Here is a 22,629-nt window from a genome sequence, read left to right on the forward strand (position 1 = left end):
AAAGTACAACAACTTTCCTATGCGTCCATTAAAGTGGCTTTCTCCTAAAGATACTTTATTTAATTTTTTGCATGACGCTGTAACATATGTTTGACAAACCTTCATATTTAGGAGAGACTGAGGAGTTTGGCTATTTCCACATGCTGCCTGCATAAAACTTACATGATAATCTCTCGCCCACGAACGGCGTTTTAGTAAACAGACTTCCATTTTATATAATTGCCTTCTATTACAATCTCCATCTTCTCTGCCTCATGGAGATAGGTCAGCATGGCCTTCACTGTAGTTCCGTTGAGTACATACTGCCCCAAATCAAAACAAAGGTTATATTTCTCAAAGAGGACCGCCATGATATCATCGAAAATCAACGCCTTGTTGGAGCAAAGATTCAGAATGTCGTCCATGATTTCCATAGCGTTATCAATATTTACCTGGGCAAGAGGTACGATATCCTCACAGGCTGCGCCGTGGGCTGGCACAAAGACTTTGGCAGAGATCCCTTTGACCATTTCCAATGTCTCCAGATATCTTCCCATATCAAATATATAAGAAATTCGGTATTTATCCAAAGTTTCCTGGCCTACAAGACAATCTGCCAGAAAGACTACATCATCGCAGGTTCTAAGTCCAAACTGCGCATCGGAATGACCAGGAAGTTCTATCATAGATAAACCTTCTGGAAGTAGTTCCTCTGTCAGTTCTGTAACCACACTTTCCTTTGCCATCAAAAATTTGTTCTGCAGTTCGTGCGGCGGACAGGAGCCGAAGAGAAACGCCGGCTCCAGCAGCGGCCGCGCCACGAAGGCGCGGTCGCTGCCACGGCTGCACACGGTGCAGCCGGTCCGCTGCTGTAGCAGTTGATTTCCACCAATGTGATCTGCATGAAAATGGGTATTGATTACCATCTTCAGCTTCCAGCCCTGCCCCTCGATGATGCGCAGGGCTTTTTTTGCGGCATCCTTATCATTGCCGCTGTCAATGAGACAAACCTCTTCTTGATTAATCCTGAAGAGTCCCATTTTTGCAGGGCACTCTATGTAATAAGTCCGTTCACCTACCTGTATCAACTCGTACATCTTAATCCCTTTCCTCGTTTATCAGCAGAGAAAATTTAACCTGTAATTTGATTATGGCTAAAAAATGTATAAAAATTTCTCAAGTTTGCGCAAAGTCCCTGCATTCAACTCTTAAAATCCTCTAAATCAACCCTGCATTTAAACAATTTTTACAAAATCCACACTGCTGCACAATCTTTCTTATACACTTTTCCCTATTTTTTTCATTTTCGGTTAAGATTTGCCGATTTCCTTATACATTTTCTCGCGATTTTATCGTTATAGGTTAAAAGCTTTGTTATTTTACCACCTTATACAACTCATCCGGCTCTGGCGGCGTGATTTCAGACCGCTCACCGTCTGCTCCAATCAGCACAAGCCCTGCCTCCTTGGCGCAAATCCGCCCAATACAGCAAACCGGCACACCTACCGCTGTAATCGCCTCCAGCAGCGCCTCCTTCTTCTCCGGCGCTGCAATGATCATCATACAGCCGCTGGAAATCAGCCGCAGCGGATTGATTCCAAAGTGGTCTGCGATTTTTCTTGTAACCGGCTGCACCGGAATGGCTTCTTCCCAAAGCTCTACACCAAGGTCTGCGATATGACACATCTCCCAGACTGCTCCCAGAATGCCGCCCTCAGTTACATCGTGCATACCGCCAGTTCCAATCTTTCCGGCAGCAGTGCCCTCTTTCACGACGCTTACATCGTCTAATAGCGATTTTGCATGTATTAGCTCGGATTTTGTCAGCACATCTGCCAGTTCTGCTTCAAAATCGCCTGCAATAATGCCAGTGCCCTCAAGCCCCGCCCATTTTGTCAGAAGCACATAATCGCCCGGGCGCATATCGCCCGCTGACTGGCAGCTGCCTGAAACTGCCCGACCAAAAGCAGTAGAGACGATAACCGGCTGATTCACCGCCGGCGTCACTTCGGTATGACCGCCGATAATCTCAACACCAGAAGCTTCTGCCGCTTCTCCCGCCTGCTCCATGATCGTTGCTACATCTTCAATGGTTGTTCCTACAGGCAGCATGACTGCCAGGGTAATGCCAAGGGGTTCTATACCGTTGCTGGCAATATCGTTGCAGGAAATATGAATCGCCAGCCGGCCAATTTCAGAAACAGCTGCTGTAATTGGATCAGTGGAAATTACACAATCATATGATCCGAAGTCGATAACGGCACAATCTTCTCCCACACCTGCACGAGTTTTCACTTCAGGTCTGCGGTAGGTAATCCTGTCCAGTACAATTTCCTGCAGTACATCGCTGTCCAACTTGCCGACTTTCAGTGGAGCAAGGGCCTGCGTTCCGCCAGATGCTAACTCTGCTTCCAGCGGCGATGCCTCTGCACACCTCGTCATTTTTTTAGCCGACCTCGCCAATTCGTCTTCCTTACACATCTTCTATCACCCCTGTTTCAATCCAAGTCTTGATTGTTTCTTCATCTATAATAGGAATACCAAGTTCCTTTGCTTTCTTGTTTTTTCCGGAAGTGGACTGCAGATCATTATTAATCAGATATGCGGTCTTTGCGCTGACAGAGCCTGCTACCTTGCCGCCAGCCCGCTGAATTTCTGCTTTCAGTGCATCCCGATTCTCATAGTGCTGCAAAGAACCTGTAATAACAAATGTCTTTCCTTCCAGAAAGTCTGCCGTTTCTTCTTCCGTCTCATCGAGACGCACCATGGCACGCACATCTTCCGCTTCCTTTCGCTTCGCCTCATCGTCAAAATACGATACATAGGCGTCTGCCATAATTTCGCCAATTCCATCGATTTCAATCAGTTCTTCACGGGTCAGTGCTGCAGCTTTGTCCCACTTGCGGCCGCAGGCTTTGATAATTACCTTGGCATTGGCAACACCGATGCCCGGAATACCCAAACTGTAAAGGAGCCGTTCCGGCGTCGTATCTCTCGCTTTTTCTATGGATGATGCCAAATTCTCAAAGGATTTTTCTCCAAAACCCTCCATTGCTGTGATTTGTTCCCGATACTGTTCCAGCGCAAACAGGTCCGCTAACTCACGAATCAGCCCTTTTGCAATCAGTTTTTCGATGGTCGCCTCTGACAAACCGTCTATATTCATTGCGTCGCGAGAAACAAACAATGTAAACCGTTTAATCTGCTTTGCGAGACATGCCTCGTTGGTGCAGTACAAGGTTTCTACGCCATTGTCGTTTTTCACTGTAGTTTTCTCTCCGCAGACCGGACAACTCTCCGGCACTTCTATATCATTACTTCCCGTCAGATTCTCTGCAATCTGCGGAATAATCATGTTTGCCTTGTACACCGTAATGGTATCGCCAAGTCCCAGTTTCAGATCCCGCATCACGCTGATATTGTGCACCGATGCCCTGCTCACTGTGGTTCCTTCCAGTTCTACCGGTTCAAAGATTGCCACCGGATTAATCAGACCAGTTCTCGATGCGCTCCATTCAATCTCCTTTAAAGTCGTCTCCGCAACCTGATCCTGCCACTTAAATGCAATGGAATCCCTTGGAAACTTTGCAGTAGTCCCCAGACTGCGGCTATAATCGATGTCATCCAGACTCAGAACCAGCCCGTCCGACGGCAGATCGTTATCTGCCACTGCTGCTTCAAAATATCCAACGGCATCTACCACATTTTCTGCGTCTACCATCCTGTATTCCACAACATCAAAGCCCTGGTCACAAAGCCACATCATCTGCTTTTGCCGGCTGCCCGCAAAATCTACGCCTGCAGCTTCCACCAGACTAAAAGCGAAGAAATTGACGTTTCGCTCAGCGGTAATGCGGTTATTCAGCTGACGTACAGAGCCGCTGCACAAGTTTCTCGGATTTTTATATTTAGCATCGGCATTCCCGATAGAAGCATTGATCTTCTCAAAATCGCTGTACTTGATTACTGCTTCTCCACGCAGAACCAGTCTGCCTTTATGCGGAATTTCCACAGGCACATTGGCAAAGACGCGGGCGTTGTTTGTAATCACTTCGCCAACATCTCCGTTTCCACGAGTCAGCGCCTTAACCAGCTTTCCTTCCTCGTAAGTCAGTACAATGGTAAGTCCATCCAGTTTCCAGGACAAAAGCCCCTTCTGTCCTGCAAGCCATTCTGCCAGCGCCTGTCTGTCCTTTGTCTTATCCAGCGACAACATTCTCTCCGGATGCCGCTCCTTCGGCAGATCCGAAAGCACCTCATATCCCACATTCTGCGTAGGACTGCCTGCCAGAATCATGCCGGTTTCCGCCTCTAAAGCTGCCAACTCATCGTAAAGCTTATCGTACTCAAAGTTGGACATCATCTCCTCAGCATCCTGATAGTACGCCTTGCTGGCTCTATTCAAAATCTCTATTTTCTCTTTCATTAAAGACTTTTTGTCTTCCATGGTCATTTTATCTCCTAAATTTTCTTTAGCGGAGCGATACCCTTCGCCATTTTTTTCTGTCCAGCAGCATCGAAAATAACAGTCATCGTCTTGTCATCCTGATCGATGACGAGTCCCTCTCCAAATTTAGCATGGCGCACTCTGTCTCCGATAGCAAAATCTTCACCGCCTGCCGCAGCGCTTACATTGGCACGGGTGGCTGCTTTTGCAAAGCGCAGCGCATCGTAAGGTTTCGGGCTTTCCTTTGCTGCATAACCGTCGATAGATCCGGTGGATACACCTAGACCGCTATCTCTTGACTTTCTGACATACACAGCGTCTCCCTCAAGGAGTCTCTTATCAACCTCCCGCAAAAACTGGGACTCTCTGGTATAGTCCGTCCGTCCGTAGAGTGTTCGCATAGCTGCGCTGCACAAGATTAGCGTTTCCTTTGCACGGGTCATGCCTACATAGCAAAGCCTGCGTTCCTCCTCCATACCTGTCGGCGTATCAAAGGCTTTGTGCCCCGGAAAAAGACCGTCCTCAAGTCCCGGCAAAAATACGACCGGAAATTCCAATCCCTTTGCGCTGTGCATGGTCATGAGCACTACTGCATCCTGACTCTCATCGTGGTTGTCGACTTCTGCCATCAGAGTGATCTTCTCCATAAACTCTTCGATGGTCGGATTCTCGGCTTCATCTTCGTAATCGTAAATAACCGATTTAAATTCCATCAAGTTTTCGATACGTCCCTCTGCCTCTACAGTATTTGCATCTTCCAGGGCTTTCATGTATCCGGTTTTTACAAGGAGGTTGTCATAAATGTCAGACACCCTAAGGTTCTCCCTCTCGGCTCTGCAAAGGTTGATACATTCTACCATCGCCTTGACGCCGGCGTACGCTTTTCCCGGAAGGGTGGAAAGCACCTCTTCATCAGACAAAGCCTGCAGCAGACTTTCCCCTCTGACCTTGGCAAATGCCTCAACCTTTTCCACTGACTTATCTCCCATGCCCCGCTTCGGCTCGTTGACTACTCGCTTAAAGGAAAGGTCGTCGTACGGATTTACTACAAGGCGCATGTATGCCATCACATCCTTGATTTCTTTTCTGTCGTAGTAACGCAGCCCCGACAGTACTCTGTATGGGATGTCTCTTGCAGTCAGTGCCTCTTCAAAATGTCTGGACTGAGCGTTGGTCCTGTAAAGAATGGCAAAATCACTGAACTTCCGCTCTCTGGTTTTCATCAGGTCGATCTGCTGCGCCACAAAACGCGCCTCGTCCTTTTCCGTGTCGGCGCGGTAATATTTGATCTTATCGCCAGCTTCCTTTTCGGTCCACAGCTTCTTACCTTTTCTGCCGTGGTTGTTTTCGATCACGGAATGGGCTGCCGCCAAAATGTTGCCTACGGAGCGATAGTTCTGCTCCAGCTTGACCACCTTTGCCTCAGGAAAGTCCTTTTCAAAATCTAAAATATTCCTGATATCCGCACCTCTCCACTGATAGATGCACTGGTCGTCATCACCTACTACGCAAAGATTGTGATGGCCCTCAGCAAGCATCTTTATCAGCTTATACTGAATATGGTTCGTATCCTGATATTCATCTACCATGATATAACGAAACCGATTCTGATACTTGAGCAAAATCGCCTCGTCCGCTTCAAAAAGTCTGACTGTGTTTAAGAGCAGGTCGTCAAAGTCCATGGCGTTGTTCTTCCTAAGTTCCTCCTCGTATGCCTTAAACACGTTATAAATAATCTTCGTCTTGAAGTTATCCTCCATGGTCTTTCGGTAACCCTCTGCGTCCACAGCTTTTTCCTTAAAAGAACTGATAATGCTGAGAAGATACGGCGCACCGAACTCCTTATCGTTGATATTCTGTGCCTTGATGATATTCTTGACGATAGTTTTCTGATCTGTGCTGTCATAGATGACAAAGTTATGATCATAGCCGATGATCTCACAGTGATACCGCAAAATCCGAAGACACATAGAATGGAATGTCATGATCCACATGTCCCTGCAGCTGCCTACTAAATCCTCTACTCTGCTCCTCATCTCAGCTGCCGCCTTATTGGTAAAGGTTACAGCCAGAAGGTGATAAGGGGATATCCCCTGCTCTATCATATAAGCGATACGCTCTGTCATGGTGCTGGTCTTGCCGGATCCGGCGCCAGCCAGAATGAGCAGCGGTCCTTCGATCATCATAGCTGCCTGTCTCTGTTTGTCGTTCAATCTGTCTAAACTCATCTATGTAAACTCTCCTTATTTTAAATGTTCTTTTATTCTACCACAAACAAACGTTCTATGCACGAAAATATTGACAAAGCCATGCAGCACTTTCCGCACACTGCCTGCTTTCAATGGTCATGGTTACATCTTGCCCGCAGTGCCTTGCTATTTCCTGCAAAACTTTTTTCATATCCATAGCCCCCTGATGAACAGGTCCATGGGAATCTGCCATTCCATCATTGTTATGCAGATGAAAATGCCCGATATAAGGTCCCAGCACGGAAAGCCAGTCAAAGATATCGTATTCCGGCAGGGTGCAGACATTGGCATGGCCTACATCAAGACAAATGCGTGCCCGCGGGTCGTCAAGTTCCTCTAACAGCTGCTTCATCATATACGGTTCATCTTCAAAAACATTTTCGATGTATATGGTAAAATCCTCCGGCTTATCTTCCAGAAACTTTTTCCAAAAATAGAGAGATTTCTCATGATGCCATTCCTTAAAATATAAAAGGGGCTGATATCCGCTGTGCACCACCATTCGATTTACCCCCAGCCTCCTGCACATGCTGTACGCCTCTTCAAGCCTGGTTAATCCTAACTCCACCGCCCTATGGTCGATAGATGCCGGAATAATCTCCGTAAAAGGGCCGTGCATAATTACAGTTTTTGCCTGCGAGTCAGATATTTCCTTTTTCATTGACGATATGGTATTTTCTTCCTGTTCTGCATCCAGTGCCTCCGATATACAAATGTCGTTGAGTTCTATGCCAAGACCGTATTTGGCAATAACCGCTGCAGCGTTTTCCGAAAATGTCGCAATACAAATTTTATCCTTCATCTCTTCTATGTTCCTTTCAAAAAATAGCTGAGGCAGGCTGACGATACCTGCCTCAATCCGTATGAAAAAAGAATGAAAAGCCGGTCATCCACGCTTCAAAAAAAGGGCTGTGGATAACCCACAGCCCGTATTTGCTGTACTCTTCGCGGAACTTCGGTTCACCGCCGAATCCGGAAATTCATCTCATGCAGGTCTCCTGACTTGGGGCTCAGCATTTCTTCTGCCTTCCCGGAAAACTCCAGTGGCACCTTAGAAGAAACTCCTCCCTTACAGTGGCGGGACCGTACAGGAATTGCACCTGTTTCCCTCTTAGCCTCCTGCGCATCGGAATCTATCGCAGAAGGAACATGAGATTGTGTTGAATTACAGTTTTATTATAGTGTATTTATGATGAAAAGTCAACGTAAAAACAGATTTACTTATCCCAAGCAGCCCTAAGCGGCTCTGCCGTCACAGCAGCTTAACCTATAATACACTTTTTATAAAAAAATGTATAAGACGATGGCGAAGTCTTAACCGAGAATAAAGAAATACGAAAAAAATGTATAACCTATTTAAACGCATTCGGTGCAAGTCTTCCCCTATACGCAAACTGCGTCGCAGCTGCCACTGATTTTACCGCAATCTATTACATTTTACGTAAGATTTTTTCAGTTTTTCTAGATATCTTGCATAAAACGCAAGATATTTAAAATCCCAAAGCAAAACTCTTATCTGCACTTATACACTTTTTACGCAAAATCAAGATTTAGGTTAAGTTTTCTCTCTGTTTTTCTCTCCGCATAATCCACATACTGGCACGATACATCAAGTCCTTCTCTATTCCACCACAACCTGATCGGTCTCGCAGATAAAAGAAGTCACCACTTTCACCAATTCTGACAGCGGCAGCTGGTGGCTGACGATTTCGTAGTGAACCCCCTCCATTGTAAAGGTCGCCACATATAAATCATAGGTGCCTGCCGGCGCATGGGTTTTCTCATCATAAGGCCCGTACTCCATAGCCCGATAGCCAAAGGTTACTTCTGTATCTCCAATGATGGAAACTTCCAGCCGGTCATCCTCACTGATCCACAGATAATCTCTGGTGAGCCCCCTTCTCCATGCGGTCAGCGTAAAGCCTTTCTCGGCGGCAGCATCTTCCGTCCACATCGGCATTCCGTCTGCGTAAAAGCCGTGATAAAAGTCCAGTGAAACTTCATCTAAATATGGTTTTTCTCCCAGCATAAACACTGTCTTCTTATCGTTGTTAGGCGATTCTTTTAATCCTTCTGGAATATATGCCGGCTGCAGATTCCTTCCAAAGTATGCGGCAACAGCCTCTCTATCCCAGACCTCTTCTATACAGTGATTGGGAAGATGAATCTTTCGATCGCCGCCAAGACCGTCAATTTCGTTGAGTGCTATGGCAGACAGCTGCACGTGCATCATTTCCGTCTCCGGCGAGACAACACTTCCTTTTCCGTGCAAAAACACGCCGATCACCGCGATGCAGATGCAGGCTGCCAGAACCCCTATACCTTTCAAAGACCTCGGCGGTTTCCTTTTGGCGTTGCGCTCCCATGTAAAAAGTTCCGCAACGCTTTCCTCTTCCAAATAACTCATCGCTGTAAGCAAATCTTTTCCGTTCATATTGATATCCCCTCTTCTTCCAAATAGCTGCGCAGTGCCTTCCGCATGCGGTGAAGCCCCGTCTTCACTTTACTCTGACTGCATCCCATAAGTTCCGCAATTTCTTCAATAGACTGCCCCAGCCAGTACCTGCGCAAAAACATCTGCCTTTTCGCAAGGGGCAACTGCCTTACAAAGGAATTCAGCAAAGCGCCAATCTCCTGACCTGTAATCCGGCGCTGTACAGCGCCGTCGGGAATGCACGCTTCCAGCTCCGCTGATAACTCTATCACTGTCATGTTTCGTTTCTTTGCCTGATTCCAGTCCAGTCTGTCAAAACATGCAAATCTGCAAATCTTGGCAAGGTAAGCAAAGAGATTGTCCGGCTTTTTCGGCGGTATGGCATTCCAGGCTTTCAAATAGGTGTCGCTGATACACTCCTCTGCGTCCTGATGATTATGCAAAATATTTTCTGCCAGATGCAGAAGTTTCTCTCCGTAAAGCGCCTCTGTCTGTGCAATAGCGCCTTGGTTCCTCTGCCAATATAGCTTTACGATTTCTTCCTCTGTCACAGTCTGCACCTCCCTTCACTTCTATAGACGTGAAAAAAAATTTCAGGTTACACAGATTCTATAAAATTATATCTCAAAGAACACGCTCTTTCTATATCAATCTTACAACAAACTTTTTAATATCCCTTGACAAAGGAAAAAAGTGGAGCTATAATATTATCATAATTTACCTACCGGTTTAATATGTTTTGCCAAGTTTTGAGGAGGGAATATAATATGAAGAAATTGTTACTGTTGTATCTGGATTTTTGCACAAGAAAAAGTGAAGATTTAGTAAACAATTATTTGACTCTGAAAACAGTAAGAACTTGGGATGACTTACTCGCAGATCTTTATAGCGGCGAATTTTCTTCCCTGTAACAGGTTCATTCCGATAGCTGCTGTGCACACAAAACCCGCTTTCATGCGTCTGTGCCAGCAGCTATTTTTCTATTGTAATATTTGATTTTGTCTCTTACACTGTCCTTCAAGAAAATCATATAAAATTTCTCAATTTCTTCTTGAAATCACCACAAAAATAAGTTATAGTTAAAGAGTCAAAAGTTAATGGTTTGCACACTTTTGAACGTTCTTTCTTAATTAAATACTAAATATCGCAAGTGAAAGACTCTGCCGCCACGCAGAGTCTTTTGCTTTCTAAAAGCCACAGAGGAAGGACTGGGTTCTCATGAGCGGCATGTATACATAAAAAACAGTAAACGACCCGCACATGCGGGTCGCTTCATTGAGCCGACTAAGTTTACCCTGCTCGCTATTTTGCCATTTTTATGATGCAGCCTTTCTTGTACAGGGCGATGCCGTATTTTAATATCGGTCGGTAGCCGTCTGCGGCAAGGGGCGCTGCATAATCCTGCGCCTCTATCTGCGCAAGAGCCTCTTCGCACTTTGCTTCCATCTCCGCAAATGTCCTTGCGGCTTTCAGCTCTATAATCATCGCTCTCCCCATAAACTTCTTTTCTTTCAGAATCAAGTCCGGTCTGCCCGTTCCGCTTTCCCTGTTGGAAAGAATCGAATAGCGCCCATTGTTTTTCAGAAGTCCTGTCAGAAATCCGTGATAGTAGCTCTCCGCATAGTCGAAGTAACTGATGGTGTCCATCAGCTGGGCAGAGATAAAGCCCGCGGCAGCCTCACAGTCGCCCTCCTCCAAGGCTTTGATGAGGGGGCTTCTATCAACACTTTCAATCTTCCTATCAAACCATTCTCTGATGCTTCTCTCATAAATTGTCGCGATTTCCTCATTTGGAATGGACATTTCGATGTAGATATCCCGGTTTTCTATCCTCTGACTTTTCATCTTCAGATATCCTGTAAAGAACAGAAAGTTCCACAGATTATCTCTGGAGGAATGTATATCGCCATAGGTAATTTCCTCGTGGACCGGTTTTTCGATGGTTCCTCCGTCCATAAGAATTTCCAGTTCTTCTCTGGTAATATCGTCGGCGTCCTCTATCAGTTCTCGCACGATACCGTTGCCGGAGGTATTGGACCAGTAAGGCTTTGTCGCAATCTCATTACCGGACCGGACACTCTTCGCATAGCTGAGAATGCTCCATGGGTTATAGATTTCTGTTTCTCCAAACAAATATCCATCGTACCACGCTTTTGCTTCTTCAAAGCTGTCCGACAGGCCGTAATATGCCAGCATATCCCGCACTTCCGCATCGGTAAAGCCAAAACAGCTGCTGTAATCCTTGCCGATAATGGAATTAATTTCCAGATTGTTCAGCCCTGTAAAGATGCTCTCTTTGCTGATTCTAAGACAACCTGTCACTACGCCCAGTTTCAGGTACGGATTGGTTTTCAGCGCTGACTCAAAGAGAGAACGGATAAATCCAATCATCTCATCGTAGAATCCTTCAAAATACGCATTTTCTAGCGGCACATCGTATTCGTCGATGAGTATGACCGCTTCTTTTCCGTGATAGTGATACAGGCACTGAGACAGAAAGCGCAGTGCATCGAGATAAAGCTGTTCGTCTTCCGTTCCGCTCATCAGAGCACAGAAATTACTCCGTTCTTCTTCCGTAAGTACATCTTCCTTGAGCACATACTGATGCCGGTTAAACTCCTCTTTAATGCGTTTTCTAAGCTCTCCGTATGCCAGCCGGTATTCCTTCTGCTTCCCTGATTTCAGCGACAAGGAAATCACCGGATACTGTTCCATATGGACAAGATATTTTTCTCCCGCGTCCATAATGGCAAGTCCTTCAAATATACTGCGGTTGTCGATTTTCTCACCTTCCGGTGTTCTTTCATCTTCAAAGAAGCGGCGAATCATGGAAAGGTTCAAGGTTTTTCCGAAACGGCGCGGTCTTGTAAGCAGAGTCACTTTACTGCCATCTAGTATTTCCTGTATCATCTGTGTTTTATCTACAAAGTACAGATTATTTTCTCTAATTTCTTTAAAATCCTCAAATCCAATGGGAATTCTTTTCTTATCCATCTTCGCCTCACCTCGTTTCTTCGTAGCTATAGTATACGTGAAAAACGGGAAAATCACAAGTAAGTTTTCTTTCTGCTGCATAGCCAAAAAGAGAACATCCCCTCGGACATTCTCTTTCCTTTTTCTTTCTTATTTCACTTTCACTTTTTTTACAGTACAGTACGCGCCATAGAGCTTTCCTCCCCCGCCATTATCTTTATAGGCGCGGATTTTTACATAATAGGTTTTTCCTTTTTTCAGGCTCTTGATGGTTTTCTGCACACTGGAAGCGGAAGCTGTTACGGTCTTCTTTCCCGTTGTGAACTTGCTGTTTGTAGCATAAACAATTTCATAGCCCTTTACCCCGGAAACCTTTTTCCACTTGATAGTCATCTGTTTGGTTTTCAGCGACTTCAGCGAGGAAATCGCCGTCGTTACCGGTCGCGCAATGGTCTTTCCGTCCTGCATATTGTAGAGGGAATTTTTCCCATCTAAAAACCTGCTGTATGCCGTCAGCCCATAATATCCCTGCGCCGTCGCAAGGCCATTGACAACCGGCTCATAGCCTACAGTGGATTTATTTACATGACGGAATCCGCCGCCAGTTGCATAATAGGTAAGCAGCGCATCCAGAACAGACTTACCGTTTTTAACAAAACGTGTGTCCTTGCATGGATCAATTCCCAGAGAGGTCAGAGCCACAATTACCTGTACACTGCTTTCCGCATTGGGAGTATTCAGCGTCTGAAACCCACCATCTGCCATCTGTTTTTCAGAAAGCACGGCAACAGCACGGTCGATGGCTGCGCCCACATCGGCCTGCGCCCGATACGGTGCCAACGCGGTCAATACCATAGCGGTAATATCCACATCAGCAGCATCGCCAGTCAGAGCAAAACCGCCGCCTTCCTTTTCCTGAGACAAGATGGTTTTAATCAAAAGTTCTCTGCTGGTCACCTGAGTAATTCCTTCAACTTTTGGAATTTCATAGTTTCCGCAGTCCAGCGCAAGCAGTGCCCAGACCGGTCCGTTGATTCCCTGCTTCTTTACCATTTCAAAATCCGCTACTTTCTCAAAGAGATTGTAGCCGCCGATATTGGTCGGATCTTTTCCCATAGCAGTCAGGGTTAGAATTACTTTGGAATACTCGCTGTATTTGCGGGCGTCCAGTACGCCTTTCTTATCTGCTAAAACCTGCGCAAGATTTTTACAGTATTTGTTATAGGTAGCATCTGTAACCGCCGCACCATTTCTGAGAAGCCCGATTAGTGCCCATTCGTCACCGTAAGTCGGATTGGTCAGTTTCTTTGTCATATAGCTTTCTGTCTTAGTCATGGCAGTCTTCCAGCTGACACTTGCCCCGTGGACAAAAGCCGCCTGAGAAAGCACCAAAGTGCATACCAGAGTCAAAGATAAAAGCATACTTAACAATTTTTTCATCATTGTCACTTTCTATCACTTTCTATTATTTCGCCACTGCGGAAACAGTATCGGACCAGTTTGTATAAACTGTCTTTCCGTCTACAGCTCTGTAGCCTCTGACTTTGTAATAGTAACGAGTGCCTTTCTTCAGGGATTTGGTGTTCTTATAGGATTTTGCTTTTGTAGTAAACATCTTTGTGAATCCACTGGACTTCTTAGTTGAACGATATACCTGATATCCGTCCACCTTGTAACCTACGCTCTTTTTCCACGCTAACGCAACCTTACCCTTGGAAGCAGTTGCTTTTACGCTAGTGATTTTAGTAGCCTTTACGCCTGCTGCAATCTTGCTCTGTACAGTTACTTTGCAAACCGGCGCAATGGTCGGCGCATCCACGTCAAAAGTTTCCCCTGTATTCCAGTCACTTGCAGTAGTCGGCACGATTCCCTTTGCGGAAATCACATAAGTCTTACCTACCTCAAACTGCGCTGGATCCATTTTAATGACAGCATTTCCTGCATCATCGGTCACAACACCCTCCAGTGCCACAAAGCCTTTGTCAGTGACAACACCAAGCTGTACATTTGCAATAGCTGCTGCCTCTCCGCCCATCATGCCGGAATATCCTTTCAGCGTCAGAGAAAGGTCTTCGCCTGTGGTAATATCAGCTTTCTTCTGGCTGAAATAAGTGTAATAGTCAGAGAAATGATCACCATCAGCGTTGATGGAAGCGACGATTCTGTCGCCATCTTTAATCTTTACGTTAGGAATGGTTTCTACCAATGCCGTATCGTTGACAAAGAATAACGTGTTGGTCGTTTCAACACCCCAAAGTTTGGAAACAAAAGGCCCCCAGTTTCCTTCTTCCATCTTGTAGCCGTCTTTACAATACGCATCATGGAATGCTTTCATAACTTCATCCACCGTTGCGTCAGCCGCAACCTTTACAGCTACGTCTGCCATAGGTTCTCCGTTTTCTGTAACAGCAACGTCACCGCAGTTGCTGACGGTCACATAAACGGTAGCGGTTTTCTCTGCTGCCCAGGACACGCAGCTCATTGCAGCTGCAGAAGACACTACCAATGTCAAAACCAGCAGCAAAGATACTAATTTTCTTTTCATTTCTTTTTCCTCCTCAGTGATATAAAAATTTACATTAACATTTTATAGACAAATTTATTTCGGCATACTGTCTCCAATATCCTGCCCAAGGTTACAGGTATACGCCCATACAATGGAATCACCATCTTTTAAAACGTACTCAGAACTTCCATAATTTGGGTACCATCCGTTTACCCTGTATTCCCATCCACTGGTGCTTCCGCCGTCAAACTCGTAGAGATAGTTGATTCCCTCCACATAGTAGGAGCCAAATGCCGGCGTATAAGAAGTTTCCAAGTGGATTTTCTTATCACGGCAGACTTTGTTCAACACATCAAATACGGTGCTTCCCTCTTTTACGGTCACCTTTGTGGTGGCTAAAATAGTGCCGTCTGCCGGTACATATGCTTCAAGTGCAGGATTTTCCAGCTTGGATAAATCCTCAGCTAAAGTATCGCAGCGAATTTCGATAGATACTGTAATGTCCTTTGCCTCAGGCTTTTTAGAAGGATTATCGCCGGAAGTATTTCCGCCGTTATTAGATGTATTTCCGTCGCTCTTCTTACTGCCGTTGCCGTCCTTACTGTCAGCGTCTTTCTGCGCTTCTTCCTCCAGTTCCTCGATATCTAAAGTCTTTTTCTTATCATCCTTGTGCATTTTTTTAGTAACGACTACGTAATCGCCTCCCTCAGAAACGCTGAATGCCGCCGTCTGGCTTTCTTTGTCCAGCTTAGCATCGGAAGTGTATTCTAAAGTGCCCTTTTCCAAATCCACTTTATAGGCATAAGCCTTTGTCTCCTTTTCCAGATACATCGGTGCGGTCACGCTGATTTTTCCGCCGAAGCTGCCGTCCTGATAGAAGGAAACCACCTGTCCCTGCAGTGAAAGTTCCGCAAGAATCTCAGAGATTTCACCGTAGTAAGGGCCTTCCTCCCGGGCGGTTAGATTCATGGTTACCGGCTTTTTCAAATCAGCCCCTGCAATGTTGTAGACCAGCTCTTTCTCCTCTTCAAATGCAACGCTGCGGGTTTCCGTGCCCTTTTCCTTTGCCAGCTTTTTCGCATCGTCAGCAGAGATCACATCGCTGTTTTCCGCCTTTTTAAAAGCCTTGACGTCCTCTTTCAGCTGCTCATAAGCGTCCTTTTCCGCATTGTATTCGCTGGCTTCATCGTCCGCTACTGCTTTAGCTTTTTCAATCTGCTGCGCAAATGCGAGCAGTGTATACGGCGCGTACTGCCCCTCTTCATTTCCTGCATTTGCCTTCTGCTCATCATAAAGGCTCTGCGCTGTCTCTATCTGCTCCTGCAAAGAATCGCCGTAGTCGGCTTTCTCCACGTCCATGTCTAAAACCAGATACGCAATGACCGCAATGACGATGACTGCCACTGCCGCCGCTCTGATTCGTTTCATTTTGACTTTTTTCTCAAATTCTTTATCCATATTATTTCACTTTAACCTTCTTCACCGTGCTGTAGCTTCCATAAATCTTGTTGCCTTTGGCGTCAGTTCTATATGCTCTGACTTTCACATAATATGTCTTGGCAGATTTCAGGCTCTTCACTGTCTTGGACAAAGCCGTCTTTGAAACAGACGCTGTTTTACTTGCTGTAAACTTACTGCTGGTCGAATAAACAATCTGATATCCGCTTGCATTTGTGACTTTTTTCCACTTCACAACGAAAGTCTTTGCCTTAGAAGACTTCAGTGAAGAAATCACCGCCTTTGCCGGCTTTGCCAGCGGCTTTTCGCCGTCTGTCATATCGTAAAGCGTGTTCTTTTTGTTTACAAATCTATCATAGGCGACCAGTCCGTAAAAGCCTTGCTCTGTTGCCATACCGTTAATAACCGGCTGATAGCCGTCCACCGCAGTATTTACATGTCTGAATCCGCCCTGCGGGTCATAGAAAGTCATCAGACCATCGATGGCGCTTTTTCCGTTCTTTACAAAACGTTCATCTTTTCCGGGATCAATGCCGAGAGCTGTCATCGCTATGATAACCTGTACGGTGCTTTCCGCATTTACAGTCCCCCACGAGCCAAAAGCACCCGTATCCTGCTGTAATCCTGACAGACACTGCACTGCTTTATCTACCGCCTTCTTTACTTCACTGCGACCGGTATACGGTGCCAGTGCCTGCAAAGCCATAGCTGTAATATCTACATCGGCCTTCTCTCCAGAAAGCGCAAATCCGCCGTCTGCAAGCTGCTGACGCAGAATTTCTTCAATCAGCTTATCTCTGGTAGTCTGCACCTTTACGCCTTTTACTTTTGGAATCTCGTAATTTTTGCAGTCCAGTGCAATCAGCGCCCAAATGGTGCCGTTGATGCCCTGCCATGTCACCTGATTGAAATCCGCCAGCTTTTCCAGCAGATTATAGCCGCCTACATTTCTCGGATCTTTTCCGATGGCGCTGAGCGCTAAAATCGTTCTGGAATACGCGGTATACTTCCTGTTGTGGAGCACGCCTTTGCATTCCTTTACGGTTTTCACGACATCATTGTAATAGTCGCCAAACAGCTTATCATTGAGATCCGCGCCGGAACGGGCCAGGCCCAGAATCATCCATTCCGTCCCGTAGGTAGCGCCTTTTTCAGCAAGCTGCTTTGTAATATACGTTTTTGTTTTTTCCAGTGCCTCATTATAAGGTGTATCACTGTCCGCCGCAAAGGCCAGACCTGTCATCTGCGACAATAGCAGACAAAAAGCAACCAATAAAGTTAAAAGTTTTCGTTTCATGATTTCCTCCATTATACGACTCAATTACTTATATATCCCGTACTTTATTTTAATTCTCTCCAGCTTCTTTATGATGCTGTTTCCAAACAGGAACACACACAGAGCCGCTGTGCTGGCGTGATAGAAATCGTAGGGCACACCGGAGATGTAAAGCACTCTCATTCGCTCGATGGAAAGCTCTGCGCCCGGAGCCCCTGCCGATGTTACCAGCGCGCATATATTCATAATTCCGCCGTAAATAACAAAGGTCGTGATAAAAGTAAATATCGCCAAAGTCACTCCGTCCACCGGCAGCCTCTTTCGCTGCAGTAAAATGCCGGCAAACAGCCCTAAAAATCCGAAAACATAAAGCCGCCAGCCAAAGAATGTTTCATCTGTGCCCGGCCAAATCTGATAGCACACATATGCTGCCAGTATGCCGAATATTACGCACAGTACCGGCCCCATCACCACCTTGAAGTGACGGGATTTCAGTTCATCCAAATCCACTTTGTTAAATGCCAGACCTGCCAAAAACCCCAGAATTCCCCAGCAGAACATCTGCCATGGCAGCCAGGGGCCCTGCCCCAAATAGAAGTTGCAGACAAATCTTGCCACAGCGCCGATGAGAAATCCCGCCTCCGGCCCTAGAGAAATTCCCGATATGATAATCATGGCCGTACCGATTTGCAGGGGCAGTGTAATGTGACAAAACAGCTGCAGCACCACGGTCAGCGCCGACATCATGGCGATTAGAACGATTTCCCTCGCTTTAGGTTTTCTCTTTTCAAAAACCATAAAGAAAGGCAGCATAGTATAGACCAGCAGAATCATGCTGACTACCATATATTTACTCTTTCCGAACTGCATTCCAATCAGGATGGTCAGCGGCATTGCAAGAAAAATCAGGGCAGCCGACACCAGCGTCCGTTTGCGGTGTGCTGCTTCCACCTGGGTTATATTGTAGCTTTTAGCCATGCAGCCACCTCCTCACAGGTGATACCGTCCGGCTTCCACTGACGAATAATCTTGTTTGCCGTCGTCGTGTAAAAACTATTGCCGGAGAAGAAGGTTTTCGGGTCTCCCATGGATACGATGTCGCCGTCGAAAAACATAGCGCATTGATCCGCATATTCCGCGCAAAATTCCACATCGTGGGAAACCATGAAAATCGTCACGCCGCTTTCCACCAGCTTCCGCAGAATCTCCGCCAAAGTCCGCTTAAAAAACGGATCCAACCCCTTGGTCGGTTCATCCAGCAGAAGAATTTTCGGCTCTAACAGAAGAATTTTTCCAAGCGCCAGCCTCTGCTGTTCTCCTCCTGACAAATCGTAAGGATTTGCTTTTCGCAGGTGCTCTATTTCCATCAGCTGCAGCATGGAGTTGACACGCTCTACTCTGCTGCTGTCAGATATTTTCATATAGTGCAGGGCTTCCAGCAGCTCCTCTTCCACGGTAATTTCCGTGAAGAGCGCCTGCGGATTCTGCGGCAGCATGGACATGACGTTTCTGTCAGTCTTCACCGTACCCCGCTGGGCTTTCAAAATCCCGGCAATCATTTTCAGTGTCGTGCTCTTGCCGGTTCCGTTTCCGCCAAGAAGGCAGTACCACTGATTTTCCTCTACAGAAAGATTCAGTCCCCGCAGCACCTCTCCGCTCTCTTTACTGTATTTAAACCAGAGGTCTTTCACTGTGATAACTTCTTTCCCCTTTGGTGCCGCCGGTGTCTCCTGCGGCGGTGCTGCTTCCACAGCGGCCTTTCCTTCCAGCAGTTCTACCGCCTTAAGCCTGCCCTCTCTGATGGTCAGCGGACTCTTCTCATCCGGCAGAACGCTTGAAAAAATCCTCATTACTGCCGGAAGTCCGTAGAACATCGGATGTCTTTCTGCCTCAGATTCTCCTGAAAGGAATTCTCCGATTCGTCCCGGCTGGTCAAAGGCGATTACATTGCCCTGATCCATGACCATAACCTTATCTGCCATAGGAAAGATTTCCTCAAGACGATGTTCTGATATGATGATGGTCGTACCAAGGTCTCTGTTGATTTTATAAATCGTAGATAAAAATTCCGAAGCAGCAATGGGATCCAGCTGGGAAGTCGGTTCATCCAAAATCAAAAGTTTCGGCTGCATCGCCATGATAGACGCCAGATTGAGCAGCTGCTTCTGTCCGCCGGAAAGCTCACTGACATTCTTGCGGAACCAGCCCTGAATATCAAAATAACTTGCCATTTCCGCAACCCGGCGTTTAATGGACGCATTGTCCATACCCAGACTTTCAAGGCCGAAAGCCAGCTCATGCCAAACCTTGTCGGTGACAATCTGATTGTCCGGATTCTGCTGCACAAAACCGATTTCTGTCACGCTGCGACGGTCTTCAAGGTCCGCTACAGGCTCTCCGCAGTACAGTACTTTTCCTTCCAGATTGCCGTAAGGAATCAAATTTTTCTTCAATTGTTTCAAAAGCGTACTCTTTCCGCACCCCGACTTTCCGCACAGCACAATAAATTCGCTGGGCTGTATGGTAAAGCTCACATCATTCAGGGCATTGCCTTCCGCAAGGGGATAGGAAAAAGTCACATGTTCAAGTCTAATTGTTTCCATTTATATTCTCCTATGATGTCGATAATCATTGGTGACGCCGCTAAAATTACATAACTAAGTAAAACAAGTGCTGTTGTCAAATCCAGCTGCGGAAATACCAGTTTCGGATAAAAGTACATATTGGTAACGCCCAGATAAGCGCCGATCAGCACAGGCGCTGCCGTCACCGCCATCAGTATCAGCATGGCGATATCTCTTCTGGAAAATTTGAAGAGATGAAAACTGGTTCTTCCTTTCAGCCCGTATCCTCTGGCTTCCATGGAGTCTGCACTTTCGATAGAGGCCTCTAAGGACCATGCAATCAAAATGGATACCTCTTTCAAAAGCTGTCTGGCGCGTCTGATTAAATTTCCCTCAGCGTGACTGCGTTTCATGCACTTCTGCCCCAGGGTAATTTCCGCAAAGCGGTTTTTGAGCAGAGGAATGAACCTGAAAATCATGGACAGAGTCAGCCCCAGCACAGGCGCGACTTTGCCGAAAAGATAAATCAGTTTATCCGCTGTAATAATCACATTGAAACAGGAAAACCACACCACAACGGCGATGAGCATAATCGCAGAAGCAAAGCCATAAGCGATGGATTCCGCCGTAATCCGGTTGGTGTTGATGTAAAACAGCACCGTTTCCCCGTTATTGTTAAAAAACATATTGATAATCACCATGATAAGAAGCATTGCCAGAGACACCGAAAGGTTCAGTTTCAGGCTTTTGAAACCTTTCAGCACAAAGGCGTAGCTCCAGGAGAACACCAGGGTCACCGCCAAAAAGTACGGTGAAATGGAGAACATGGTAATACCTATCACCAATGCAAAATATGTGATGTTGACCAGGGGGTGATAAGAGCAGAATTCTGCGGTTTCACCGAGCCCTTTATTCTCCATGGGCCTTCGCCTCCTTTAAGATTTTATAGTATTCTTCCGGCTTGATGTCAATCTGATACAGCGCATTGACCCAGGACCCGCAGACTTTGTGCAATCTGCTGCGTATTTCTTTCGGCAGTTCCCTTGACAGCGGCGGTCTTCCGATTTCCCGGTATAAAGCGCTCAGCTCCGCAAACATCGCTTTATCCTCGTCATGCAAGTTCAATACTTTGTAAAGACATCCCTGAGTTCCCGCCGTATGGCTGTGACGGTTCTCAGATTTTCTGTAATCAATATAGATGTTTTGAAAAGGGTTCTTCGCTGCAACAGGTCGAAGACCGATTTGAAATAAGGCATTCCGCCAGGAACCGCAGCGTGTGATCAGCGCTTTCTTTAATGACGGCTCCACGTCTCCATGAGCAGGACTTCTGCCCAGCTTATATGCACATGCTTTTACCTCTTCCAGCATAGCAAGATATTCCGGCTCTAAATCTTCAATTTTATATACGCACTTTTCGTTGAGCAATTGTGGGGTGACGCCAGCTGCCTTTAGTACCTCGGCCCAAAGCTTGTAATGTTTCTTCAAATCAGCGCAGACCTGCGGCATATCTCCCGGATGCGGAAATCTACCAAGCTGAATCGCCTTCTCTCGTACCTGCTGCAGAAGCGCATTCTTATGTGCCTCTGCAGCATCCTGTGCTTCCATAGATGCGCCGCCCTTTCCTGCTGCTGTAGAAAGCCCCGCTAATCTGAGTGCATAAGGCCACTTGCCGAATCTGCGCTTAATATATTCGCGCATAACCCAGAACACTTCCTTCTGCGAGGGTGTATGATTCAGTTCTCTTGCAATATCACGCAGAAACTGCAGTAATTCCTCCTCACTGAAACTTTCGTAAAGCATTTTTCCGTCTTTACTGCCCAGCGCATAATGCTGCCAGACAGAAGAATCTCGATTTCCCATATGATATTTTTTATCAGGCTGTCTGCAAAGCACCGTCAGCAAGTACTGCTTATATTGCGTTGTTTCTCTTTCAGCAATCAACTTACCTTCCTCCATATCACAAAATCGAAAAAAGCTGTAACACAAAAGTGTTACAGCCCGTTTTTCTGTAGGTTTTATTTGCTTGGCCAATAACCGTCAGCCTCTTCAATATTCCATGCAGGTCTTCTGGCTCAGAAATCATCACACTACTATCCTTCCCAACGTTTTACTACAAAACGCCAGTGGTTTCTTAGCAGCACTCCTTCCATACAGCGACGGCAACCGCGCAGGACTCACACCTGCTTCCCTCTTAGCTGACAACTCGTCAGAACATGAAATGGTTTCATTCAGTTGTTTCAAATAATTCATCTATAGTATAGCACAAGCGGAAAACTTTGTACAGTATAAAACGTTCCCTCCAAATCAGGTTACCATTTTTACAAAGTATTTTCTCAAAACGGACCTGACAACACGTTTCTCCATTGAGGCTGCCGTATGGCAAATTCATCACAGGTATATAAAATCGATTTTATCATAACTCTACTAAATGTCACTACCTCTGGCATTGCAAACTGTTTTATAAAAACTGACCATGATACCATTCACTATGAAATTACGCTCGTACGAAAACCCAAAGATTGCCCTTTCTGCGGCGGCTTGATGATTGAACACGGTCATAAAGTAAAGATAATCAATCATCCTGCTCTTAGAAACACAAGCGGCGTCATTGTCTACCGTGCAGACAGATATCTTTGCAAAGACTGCAAAAGAACTTCTTTCCAGGAAAAGGATTAACGAACAGAAAAAGAGCACTCTAGGCTGCCATTTCAGCTTGAAGTGCTCTTGATTTTTCAGTCTGCTG

Annotated in this window: 18 protein-coding genes and 2 riboswitches; of the genes, 2 read left to right on the top strand and 16 right to left on the bottom strand. The window is 46.1% G+C overall.

The window, feature by feature from the left end; genetic code table 11:
- Positions 1-191 precede the first annotated feature (191 nt).
- The 7 genes from D1155_RS08260 to D1155_RS08290 all read right to left on the bottom strand — a co-directional run bounded on the left by D1155_RS08260 (position 192) and on the right by D1155_RS08290 (position 9,660).
- Positions 192-1,076 (bottom strand): MBL fold metallo-hydrolase, encoded by an 885-nt coding sequence (locus D1155_RS08260; protein WP_160201925.1) that lies wholly within the window; start codon positions 1,074-1,076, stop codon positions 192-194.
- A 277-nt stretch (positions 1,077-1,353) separates the two neighbouring features.
- Positions 1,354-2,460 carry an AIR synthase family protein gene (locus D1155_RS08265; protein WP_243151054.1) on the bottom strand — a complete coding sequence of 369 codons (1,107 nt, stop codon included), beginning with the start codon at positions 2,458-2,460 and terminating at the stop codon, positions 1,354-1,356.
- Entirely contained in the window at positions 2,453-4,426 is a 1,974-nt protein-coding gene (ligA, locus tag D1155_RS08270) for an NAD-dependent DNA ligase LigA (RefSeq protein ID WP_160201926.1), read from the bottom strand. Before ligA ends, D1155_RS08265 begins: the two co-directional genes overlap by 8 nt.
- Before the next feature lie 14 nt (positions 4,427-4,440).
- On the bottom strand, positions 4,441-6,654 hold the full coding sequence (locus D1155_RS08275; protein ID WP_160201927.1) for a UvrD-helicase domain-containing protein: 2,214 nt from the start codon (positions 6,652-6,654) through the stop codon (positions 4,441-4,443).
- A gap of 55 nt (positions 6,655-6,709) precedes the next feature.
- A complete protein-coding gene (locus D1155_RS08280) occupies positions 6,710-7,477 on the bottom strand; it encodes a sugar phosphate isomerase/epimerase (protein WP_160201928.1) in 768 nt (255 codons plus the stop codon).
- 168 nt (positions 7,478-7,645) lie between these two features.
- Positions 7,646-7,843, bottom strand: a riboswitch (cobalamin riboswitch).
- Positions 7,844-8,296: 453 nt separating this feature from the next.
- Positions 8,297-9,109, bottom strand: coding sequence for a hypothetical protein (locus tag D1155_RS08285; RefSeq protein WP_160201929.1), 813 nt, complete (start codon positions 9,107-9,109; stop codon positions 8,297-8,299).
- Positions 9,106-9,660 (bottom strand): RNA polymerase sigma factor, encoded by a 555-nt coding sequence (locus D1155_RS08290; protein WP_160201930.1) that lies wholly within the window; start codon positions 9,658-9,660, stop codon positions 9,106-9,108. Before D1155_RS08290 ends, D1155_RS08285 begins: the two co-directional genes overlap by 4 nt.
- A gap of 216 nt (positions 9,661-9,876) precedes the next feature.
- On the opposite strand from D1155_RS08290, the gene D1155_RS08295 reads away from it, so the two are divergent.
- The gene (locus D1155_RS08295) at positions 9,877-10,020 is read left to right on the top strand and encodes a hypothetical protein (RefSeq protein WP_160201931.1); all 144 of its coding nucleotides are present in this window, start codon (positions 9,877-9,879) and stop codon (positions 10,018-10,020) included.
- 391 nt (positions 10,021-10,411) lie between these two features.
- Here D1155_RS08295 and D1155_RS08300 read toward each other — a convergent pair whose 3' ends face one another.
- From D1155_RS08300 to D1155_RS08340, 9 genes are all read right to left on the bottom strand, one after another.
- The gene (locus tag D1155_RS08300; RefSeq protein WP_160201932.1) at positions 10,412-12,103 is read right to left on the bottom strand and encodes an AAA family ATPase; all 1,692 of its coding nucleotides are present in this window, start codon (positions 12,101-12,103) and stop codon (positions 10,412-10,414) included.
- Between the two features lie 129 nt (positions 12,104-12,232).
- Complete coding sequence (locus tag D1155_RS08305) at positions 12,233-13,525, bottom strand: fibronectin type III domain-containing protein (protein WP_160201933.1); 1,293 nt, start codon at positions 13,523-13,525, stop codon at positions 12,233-12,235.
- A gap of 22 nt (positions 13,526-13,547) precedes the next feature.
- Positions 13,548-14,627 carry a DUF4430 domain-containing protein gene (locus D1155_RS08310; protein ID WP_160201934.1) on the bottom strand — a complete coding sequence of 360 codons (1,080 nt, stop codon included), beginning with the start codon at positions 14,625-14,627 and terminating at the stop codon, positions 13,548-13,550.
- A 54-nt stretch (positions 14,628-14,681) separates the two neighbouring features.
- Positions 14,682-16,046, bottom strand: coding sequence for a DUF4430 domain-containing protein (locus tag D1155_RS15820; RefSeq protein WP_243151055.1), 1,365 nt, complete (start codon positions 16,044-16,046; stop codon positions 14,682-14,684).
- Between the two features lies 1 nt (position 16,047).
- Positions 16,048-17,343, bottom strand: a complete 1,296-nt coding sequence (locus D1155_RS08320) for a fibronectin type III domain-containing protein (protein ID WP_160201935.1) — start codon at positions 17,341-17,343, stop codon at positions 16,048-16,050.
- Positions 17,344-17,367: 24 nt separating this feature from the next.
- Entirely contained in the window at positions 17,368-18,300 is a 933-nt protein-coding gene (locus D1155_RS08325; RefSeq protein ID WP_160201936.1) for an ECF transporter S component, read from the bottom strand.
- Positions 18,279-19,925: an ABC transporter ATP-binding protein gene (locus tag D1155_RS08330; RefSeq protein WP_160201937.1), complete on the bottom strand. Its 1,647-nt coding sequence runs from the start codon at positions 19,923-19,925 to the stop codon at positions 18,279-18,281. Before D1155_RS08330 ends, D1155_RS08325 begins: the two co-directional genes overlap by 22 nt.
- Positions 19,898-20,806, bottom strand: a complete 909-nt coding sequence (locus D1155_RS08335) for an energy-coupling factor transporter transmembrane component T (RefSeq protein ID WP_160201938.1) — start codon at positions 20,804-20,806, stop codon at positions 19,898-19,900. Before D1155_RS08335 ends, D1155_RS08330 begins: the two co-directional genes overlap by 28 nt.
- The gene (locus tag D1155_RS08340) at positions 20,796-21,842 is read right to left on the bottom strand and encodes a hypothetical protein (protein ID WP_160201939.1); all 1,047 of its coding nucleotides are present in this window, start codon (positions 21,840-21,842) and stop codon (positions 20,796-20,798) included. Before D1155_RS08340 ends, D1155_RS08335 begins: the two co-directional genes overlap by 11 nt.
- Before the next feature lie 83 nt (positions 21,843-21,925).
- Positions 21,926-22,118, bottom strand: a riboswitch (cobalamin riboswitch).
- A 144-nt stretch (positions 22,119-22,262) separates the two neighbouring features.
- Between D1155_RS08340 and D1155_RS08345 the strand changes: the two genes are divergently transcribed.
- A complete protein-coding gene (locus D1155_RS08345; protein WP_160201940.1) occupies positions 22,263-22,562 on the top strand; it encodes a hypothetical protein in 300 nt (99 codons plus the stop codon).
- The last annotated feature ends 67 nt before the right edge of the window (positions 22,563-22,629 follow it).

Origin of the sequence: Anaerotruncus sp. 80 (assembly GCF_009936115.1) — a bacterium.
In the GTDB taxonomy this organism is placed as follows: Bacteria; Bacillota; Clostridia; order Peptostreptococcales; family Anaerovoracaceae; genus Senimuribacter; species Senimuribacter intestinalis.

Excerpts from the sequence above, each read along its gene's own strand:
- D1155_RS08260 (WP_160201925.1), bottom strand. The coding sequence starts at position 1,076 with ATGTACGAGTTGATACAGGTAGGTGAACGGACTTATTACATAGAGTGC.
- D1155_RS08265 (WP_243151054.1), bottom strand. The coding sequence starts at position 2,460 with ATGTGTAAGGAAGACGAATTGGCGAGGTCGGCTAAAAAAATGACGAGG.
- ligA (WP_160201926.1), bottom strand. The coding sequence starts at position 4,426 with ATGGAAGACAAAAAGTCTTTAATGAAAGAGAAAATAGAGATTTTGAAT.
- D1155_RS08275 (WP_160201927.1), bottom strand. The coding sequence starts at position 6,654 with ATGAGTTTAGACAGATTGAACGACAAACAGAGACAGGCAGCTATGATG.
- D1155_RS08280 (WP_160201928.1), bottom strand. The coding sequence starts at position 7,477 with ATGAAGGATAAAATTTGTATTGCGACATTTTCGGAAAACGCTGCAGCG.
- D1155_RS08285 (WP_160201929.1), bottom strand. The coding sequence starts at position 9,109 with ATGAACGGAAAAGATTTGCTTACAGCGATGAGTTATTTGGAAGAGGAA.
- D1155_RS08295 (WP_160201931.1), top strand. The coding sequence starts at position 9,877 with ATGAAGAAATTGTTACTGTTGTATCTGGATTTTTGCACAAGAAAAAGT.
- D1155_RS08300 (WP_160201932.1), bottom strand. The coding sequence starts at position 12,103 with ATGGATAAGAAAAGAATTCCCATTGGATTTGAGGATTTTAAAGAAATT.
- D1155_RS08305 (WP_160201933.1), bottom strand. The coding sequence starts at position 13,525 with ATGATGAAAAAATTGTTAAGTATGCTTTTATCTTTGACTCTGGTATGC.
- D1155_RS08310 (WP_160201934.1), bottom strand. The coding sequence starts at position 14,627 with ATGAAAAGAAAATTAGTATCTTTGCTGCTGGTTTTGACATTGGTAGTG.
- D1155_RS15820 (WP_243151055.1), bottom strand. The coding sequence starts at position 16,046 with ATGGATAAAGAATTTGAGAAAAAAGTCAAAATGAAACGAATCAGAGCG.
- D1155_RS08320 (WP_160201935.1), bottom strand. The coding sequence starts at position 17,343 with ATGAAACGAAAACTTTTAACTTTATTGGTTGCTTTTTGTCTGCTATTG.
- D1155_RS08325 (WP_160201936.1), bottom strand. The coding sequence starts at position 18,300 with ATGGCTAAAAGCTACAATATAACCCAGGTGGAAGCAGCACACCGCAAA.
- D1155_RS08330 (WP_160201937.1), bottom strand. The coding sequence starts at position 19,925 with ATGGAAACAATTAGACTTGAACATGTGACTTTTTCCTATCCCCTTGCG.
- D1155_RS08335 (WP_160201938.1), bottom strand. The coding sequence starts at position 20,806 with ATGGAGAATAAAGGGCTCGGTGAAACCGCAGAATTCTGCTCTTATCAC.
- D1155_RS08340 (WP_160201939.1), bottom strand. The coding sequence starts at position 21,842 with ATGGAGGAAGGTAAGTTGATTGCTGAAAGAGAAACAACGCAATATAAG.
- D1155_RS08345 (WP_160201940.1), top strand. The coding sequence starts at position 22,263 with ATGGCAAATTCATCACAGGTATATAAAATCGATTTTATCATAACTCTA.